Below are 6,000 nucleotides of genomic sequence, written 5' to 3' on the forward strand. Positions count from 1 at the left end.
TAGCGAGTGAAACCGGCGCTCTTCCGTGCCTGCCCAACGATTAGTGTCTGCCAACAGAATTCAGTACAGCCCACGATTATAGCGAAAGATTCATGTCAGGGCAATTCATAATTCACTTTCAGCCGATTTCTGGGCGTGCGCGCGTTGTTGCCCCAGTATAATGTCGGCCCATGAACCTGCTCAGAACTCTCGCCGCTATTTCCAGCATGACCATGGTGTCCCGCATCACGGGCCTGCTGCGCGAAAGCCTGTTCGCGGCCGCCTTCGGCGCCTCGAACTACACCGACGCCTTCAACATCGCCTTCCGCCTGCCCAACCTGTTGCGGCGCCTGTTCGCCGAGGGCGCGTTCTCGCAGGCCTTCGTCCCGATTCTCACCGAGTACAAGACTAAGCACGGCCAGGAGGCGACCAAGACCCTGGTCGACCATGTGGCGACCGTGCTGATCTGGGCGACCATGCTGACCAGCCTGCTCGGGATCATCGCCGCGCCCATCCTGATCCTCCTGATCGGTGGGGGCCTGCAGCGCGAGCCGGAAGCCTTCGAAGCTTCGGTGTTCATGACGCAATTGATGTTCCCCTACATCGCCTGCATGTCCTTCGTCGCGCTGTCGAGCGGCGTGCTGAATACCTGGCGCCAGTTCAAGATCCCGGCCTTCACGCCGGTGCTGCTGAACCTGTCGTTCATCTTCGCCGCCGTGGTCATGGCGGACTGGTTCGAACAGCCGATCTATGCGATGGCCGTGGGCGTCTGCATCGGCGGCCTGGCCCAGGTCGCGCTCCAGATCCCGTCCTTGAAGAAGCTCGCCATGCTGCCGCGCCTGTCGCTCAACCCGCTAACCGGCCTGCGCGACGCCGGCGTGCGCCGCATGCTCAGCAAGATGGGGCCCGCCGTGTTCTCCGTTGCCGCCGCCCAGATCAGCCTCCTGATCAATACCACGATCGCCGCCGGCATCGCCGCCGGCGCCGTCACCGCGCTGCAGTACGCGGACCGCCTGATGGAACTGCCGACCGCCCTGCTGGGCGTGGCCCTGGGCACCATCCTGCTGCCGGGCCTGGCGAAGGCGAATACCGAAGGCAACACCGAGGAATACTCGTCCCTGCTGGACTGGGGCCTGCGCCTGACCTTCCTGCTCGCGATTCCCGCCGCGGTGGGCATGGCAACCCTGGCGACGCCGATGATCGCCACCCTCTTCCACTATGGGAATTTCGACAACGCCGACGTTGCCGCTTCGTCGATGCCGCTGATGGCCTACAGCGCGGGGCTGCTCGGCTTCATCCTGGTCAAGACCCTGGCCCCGGCCTTCTTCGCGCGCCAGGACGTGCGCACACCGGTGCGCATCGCGGTGGGCGTGCTGGTGGCGACCCAGCTGATGAACCTGGTGTTCGTGCCGCTGTTCGGCGTGGCCGGCCTGGCGCTGTCGATCGGCGCCGGCGCCTGCCTCAACGCGGCCTTCCTGTACAGCGGCCTGCGCAAGCGCGAGATCTATGTGCCGCAGCCGGGCTGGAGAAAGTTCTTCTTCAAGCTGGTGGTGGCCGTGACGGTGATGGGCGCGGTGTCGTGGTTCGGCCAGGCGCAGTTCGACTGGGTTGCGATGCGGGCGACGCCGCTGCTGCGCGCAGGCGCGCTGGTCGCCATCATCGGCGCCGCAGGCGTCGCTTACTTCGGCGTGCTGGTGGCGCTGGGTTTCCGCCCGCGCGACTTCAAGCGCCGCGCCGGTTGATCGGCACAAGAGGCTGATGTGGCGCGATCAGAAGGGCGCCATACATTCAAAAGCGAACCCTGGCCCTCCTGCCGACGCGACCAATTGCCGCACGGGGAATCACGGCCGTATCACTCGATATCGGCCGACGATGCTTTGCCATCAAGGCAGGCTCATGTCCAAACTAAGCCTGCTGAGAAGGACGAAGGTGACAAGCGCCAGGCCGAGCAGCGACACCACAAAGAGTGCGGCCGCCTTGCCGGCCGCGCGCAACACCGCGCGCTTCTCTTCCTCGATCTTCTTCTCCTTCTTCCCTTGATCGTAATGCCACTTGACAGCGAAGAACATGCCCGTGGCTAACACAAGAACCTTGAACGTAAAGAAGACTATAGGGAACCAATCCATCATTTCAGTATTTCCCGGTTGTTACTTAATACTATCTATCCTGAGGACCACGACGAACGAGTTTGGAACCAGGTTTGTCGCATGCAGATGAGAGGAGAAAACCTCGACAGCTGCCAGCAAAGTGGTGTTGCTACATGTTCTGGGGCATTCTACGTAAAAGCAATTTCCATACATTGAGACAAAATGTCCCAGTTGAAAACCATACAAGACGAGGTTTTGCCGATCTGGTTGCCGCGATTGGCCGTGCAAGGCGGGCCACGTTTTTTGCAGATCGCGGATGCGTTGCAGGCGGCGGTGGAAGACGGATCGCTGAAACCGGGCGATCGTCTGCCTCCACAGCGCCAGTTGGCGGCACAGCTGCACGTCGACCTGACGACGGTCACGCGCGCATACGACGAAGCCAGGCGCCGCAACCTGTTGGAAGGTCGCGGCGCTCGCGGGACGTATGTCGCGGCGCCGAAAGTCGAATTGAACGCGATCCTCGACCTGAGCATGAATACCCCGCCACCGCCGGATGGCGTGGACTTCGACGACATGTTGAAACAAGGTTTGTCTCAAGTACTGATGAGGGCAGACAATGCATTGCTGATGACTTACCACCTGGGCGGCGGGAGCGACTCCGACCGCAAGGCTGCAGCCAAATGGCTCGCACCGATGTTTGGCCATCCGGATTCCGGACAGCTTGTGGTCTGTCCGGGTGCGCAAGCGGCGATCGCCGCATTGATCCTTGCACTGACCGAGCCTGGAGATATCATCCTGGCAGAGCCGACGACTTATCCGGGCTTGCGTACCGCAGCGACCCAATTCGGCCGGCGCATCATGGTGGTGGAAGCGGACAAGCACGGGATGGTGCCCGAGATGCTCGAGGAAGCGTGCCGCCAGCACAAGCCTGGGCTGGTCTACCTCAATCCGACATTACAGAACCCGACCGCCATCACCATTCCGGAGCGCCGGCGCAAGGAACTCGCCGGCATCGCGAAGCGCTGCAATGTGCGCATCGTCGAGGACGATCCATACTGGCTCCTTGCCGATTCCCCACCACCGCCTATTGCCACGTTCGCCCCGGAACAGGTGTATTACATTTCGACCCTGTCGAAATGCCTGACGCCCGGTTTGCGTGTCGCCTTTGTTTTCCTGCCCAATCCGCAGGAACGCGAACGTTTCCTGGCCGCGCTAAGATCGTTTGCGCTAATGGCCGCTCCTTTGACGGCCGCACTGGCTACTCAGTGGATCGTCGACGGTTCGGCCGGAGAATTGATGAAAGGCGTACGCAAGGAGGCGCGCCTGCGCCACCGGATGGCCCGGGATATCCTGGCGGGGCGGTACAGCGGCGCCGGAGACGGACTGCATGTATGGCTCGAGTTGCCGGCGTATTGGAATTCCTCGCAGCTTGCGCGCGCAGCCGACAGCGAAGGGATCGTAGTCACGCCGGCGGAGGCATTCGCGACAGGCAGCGAATCCGTGAATGCGATTCGGATCTCATTGGGTAGCATCAAGGATCGTGGACGCTTGCAGGCGGGGCTTCAACGGCTGTCTCATCTGCTTGCGCGGCGGCCCGAGTCCTTCAGTGCTGCTGTGGTTTAGCTATCCAGGAAACACTGTGTTTCGTTCGGCTGTTCTCTCGATGCACATTGACAGCTAAGCGAAGAGCGCCGTGAATTCGGCCACGCGATGCACATCGATTCCGCGTGCCTGTTCGGCATAGAGCTGATGGCTGGTCGGCTTGAGGAACACCCTGGGCCTGACCGTCGGCCCAGACGAGCGCAGCTCCGCATCCAGGCCGAGCGAGCCGGCGGCCGTCGGGATCTCGTTGGCGATGCGCACAGCGAAAGGCGGTTCGAGGCCTTGGTCTTCGGACTCCCACAGGTCGTAGATCCGGTCAAACGCGGCCTGGCTGACTTCCACCCATAAGCCGATGCAGTACGGGTCTTCACGGGATTCGACCGGCAAAGGCAGCACTGCCCGGATGAAAAACCGCTCTTCCCCGATGATGCAAAGATCGCTGTTGTCCCGAAGGAGGCGCAAGCGCTCTTCTTCGGACAGTTTGGCCGCATCGTCGGGCCGGCGGAACGTCAGCTCCATTTCCTCCAGCGGGTGCTCCATGCCACATTTTGCACAAATCAAGGTAAAACTCCCTCATAAGATCGATACATCGAGCACCCGCTAGCGCCGCGCCGGCTGTCCCTCTTGCGGTATTTCTTGCGGTTCCTGTGGCGGTTCTTGTGGCGGTTCCTGCGGCGCGTCCTGAGGCTGCTCCTGCTGCGGTTCCGGCGGCGGCTCTGCCGGCGGGTCCTCGGCAGGCGGTGGAGCAGCCGGCGGTCCGGCCGGTGCAGGCACCGGTGCCGGCGCAGGCACCGCCGGCGGAGCCGGCGTCGGGGGCGGCACGGGCGTCCCGGGAGCATTCTGCACACCCGGCATCAGCAAGCCCTGCCCACTGGCCATGAACTTCCAGTCCGAGATCTTTTCCTTGTTCTCGAAATTCTGGAAACGGCCGTCGAAATTGGCGATCTTGAGCGGCTTCGCAGTCGACAGGCTATAGACGGCAACGACACCTTTCTGGTCGCCCAGGTACACGATGCCCCAATCTGCCTTACCGGTCATGGGGTCGACGAAGATCTTGCGCAGGTGCCTGCGCACGCCGGGAAAGCGCGGGTCCTTGAGCAGTTCCTGCAGGGTCGGCGGCTGCGGCGGCATCCCGCGCGGCGTGGCGGCGGCATAGCTCTGCAAGGCCGCGCCGAAGGCGGCGCCGATCTCCAGCAGTTCCTCTTCGGCGGCCGCGCGCTGCAGCAGGGAGCCGATCTTGAGCGTGGCCGCGCCGACCATGCCGATGATGGCCACGAAGATCACCAGCCCAAGGTAGGTGAACCCGCCCTGCCGCTCGCGCATGCTTACCATTCCGCGTAAGGACGCCCGTTGCGGTCGTTGCCGGGCGCGCCGCTGTGCAGGTTATACAGTTCGCCCTGCTCCCCTTCCTCGGGCGGCACGACGACCCAGGTCTCGCGGCTCTCCGTGATCGGGTCGTACGGAATCTCGCGCAAGTATTTTTTCTCGACCAGCTGCTCCAGCGAATCAGGATAGCGCCCGTTGTCGCCACGGTACTGGTCGATCACGATGCGCGTGTTGCGCAGGTTTTCAAGCAGGATGGTTTCCTTGGACTTGTCCACGCTGGGGAAGAAGCGCGGCACGGCCAGGGTCAGCAGCAGCGCGACGATGCCCAGCACGATCAGCAGCTCGATCAGGGTGAAGCCGCGATGCTGGGAGAAACAGCGGCGGACGCGATTCATCATGTTCACCATTTGTTGTAGGGGACGCCGTTCAATCCCTCTTTCTGCGACAGCGAGAACACATCGTAGACGTCGTCGCCTTCGCGCGGCTCGTTCGGTTCGCTGGCGTAGCTGCGCTTGCCCCAGGTGGCGGCTTCGCTCAGCTCCGGATCCGGATTGAAGGGATCGCGCGGCAGGCGCCGCATGAAGTAGATCCTGGCCTGCTTTGGGCTGCGCAAGTCGCGCACGCCCTCCACCAGCACTTCCAGGCGCGGCGGATAGCCGGTGGCGCCGGCGGCCTTGGCCACCCTGCCCTCGTCGCTGGCCTTCTTGTAGGCGTCGATGCCGGCGCGGATCTCGCGCAGCGCGCGCCGCAGTTCCTGCTCGTCGCGGCGCTGGGCCGTCACCTGCGCCACAGGCATCACCAGGGTGCCCAGCAGCGCCAGGATCGCCAGGGTCACCAGCAGCTCGATCAGGGTGAAGCCGCGGCGCGGGGCCGGGCCGCAAAACGCATTCATGGCTGGGTCGGCGGCGTGGCTGGCGGGGTTGCGGGCGGCGGCGGCGCGACCGGCGTCACCTGGACGTTGGCGGGAGCGGGAGCGGGAGCAGGCGCAGCGCCCGGCGGGCTGGAA

General features: G+C 63.5%; 7 protein-coding genes. 2 read left to right on the forward strand and 5 right to left on the reverse strand.

Translation table 11 applies throughout. From position 1 onward, the window contains the following. Positions 1 to 170 precede the first annotated feature (170 nt). Positions 171 to 1,721 carry a murein biosynthesis integral membrane protein MurJ gene (gene murJ / locus J8847_RS19465; RefSeq protein ID WP_211526369.1) on the forward strand — a complete coding sequence of 517 codons (1,551 nt, stop codon included), beginning with the start codon at positions 171 to 173 and terminating at the stop codon, positions 1,719 to 1,721. Between the two features lie 141 nt (positions 1,722 to 1,862). Here the strand turns inward: murJ and J8847_RS19470 are convergent, their stop codons facing one another. Next, on the reverse strand, positions 1,863 to 2,105 hold the full coding sequence (locus tag J8847_RS19470; protein WP_211526376.1) for a hypothetical protein: 243 nt from the start codon (positions 2,103 to 2,105) through the stop codon (positions 1,863 to 1,865). Between the two features lie 183 nt (positions 2,106 to 2,288). Here J8847_RS19470 and J8847_RS19475 point away from each other — a divergent pair, with 183 nt between their 5' ends. Further along, the gene (locus J8847_RS19475; protein WP_211526370.1) at positions 2,289 to 3,689 is read left to right on the forward strand and encodes a PLP-dependent aminotransferase family protein; all 1,401 of its coding nucleotides are present in this window, start codon (positions 2,289 to 2,291) and stop codon (positions 3,687 to 3,689) included. Positions 3,690 to 3,743: 54 nt separating this feature from the next. Here J8847_RS19475 and J8847_RS19480 read toward each other — a convergent pair whose 3' ends face one another. The 4 genes from J8847_RS19480 to J8847_RS19495 are packed head-to-tail and all read right to left on the reverse strand — an operon-like array spanning position 3,744 to position 5,886. Continuing rightward, the gene (locus J8847_RS19480) at positions 3,744 to 4,229 is read right to left on the reverse strand and encodes a DUF2199 domain-containing protein (protein ID WP_267876292.1); all 486 of its coding nucleotides are present in this window, start codon (positions 4,227 to 4,229) and stop codon (positions 3,744 to 3,746) included. 39 nt (positions 4,230 to 4,268) lie between these two features. Continuing rightward, on the reverse strand, positions 4,269 to 4,991 hold the full coding sequence (locus J8847_RS19485; protein WP_307727526.1) for a type II secretion system protein: 723 nt from the start codon (positions 4,989 to 4,991) through the stop codon (positions 4,269 to 4,271). 2 nt (positions 4,992 to 4,993) lie between these two features. Continuing rightward, the gene (locus J8847_RS19490; RefSeq protein ID WP_229513051.1) at positions 4,994 to 5,392 is read right to left on the reverse strand and encodes a type II secretion system protein; all 399 of its coding nucleotides are present in this window, start codon (positions 5,390 to 5,392) and stop codon (positions 4,994 to 4,996) included. 2 nt (positions 5,393 to 5,394) lie between these two features. Then, the gene (locus tag J8847_RS19495) at positions 5,395 to 5,886 is read right to left on the reverse strand and encodes a type II secretion system protein (RefSeq protein ID WP_211526374.1); all 492 of its coding nucleotides are present in this window, start codon (positions 5,884 to 5,886) and stop codon (positions 5,395 to 5,397) included. Positions 5,887 to 6,000 lie beyond the last annotated feature (114 nt).

The organism is Massilia sp. AB1, from assembly GCF_018119385.1.
In the GTDB taxonomy this organism is placed as follows: Bacteria; Pseudomonadota; Gammaproteobacteria; order Burkholderiales; family Burkholderiaceae_D; genus Telluria.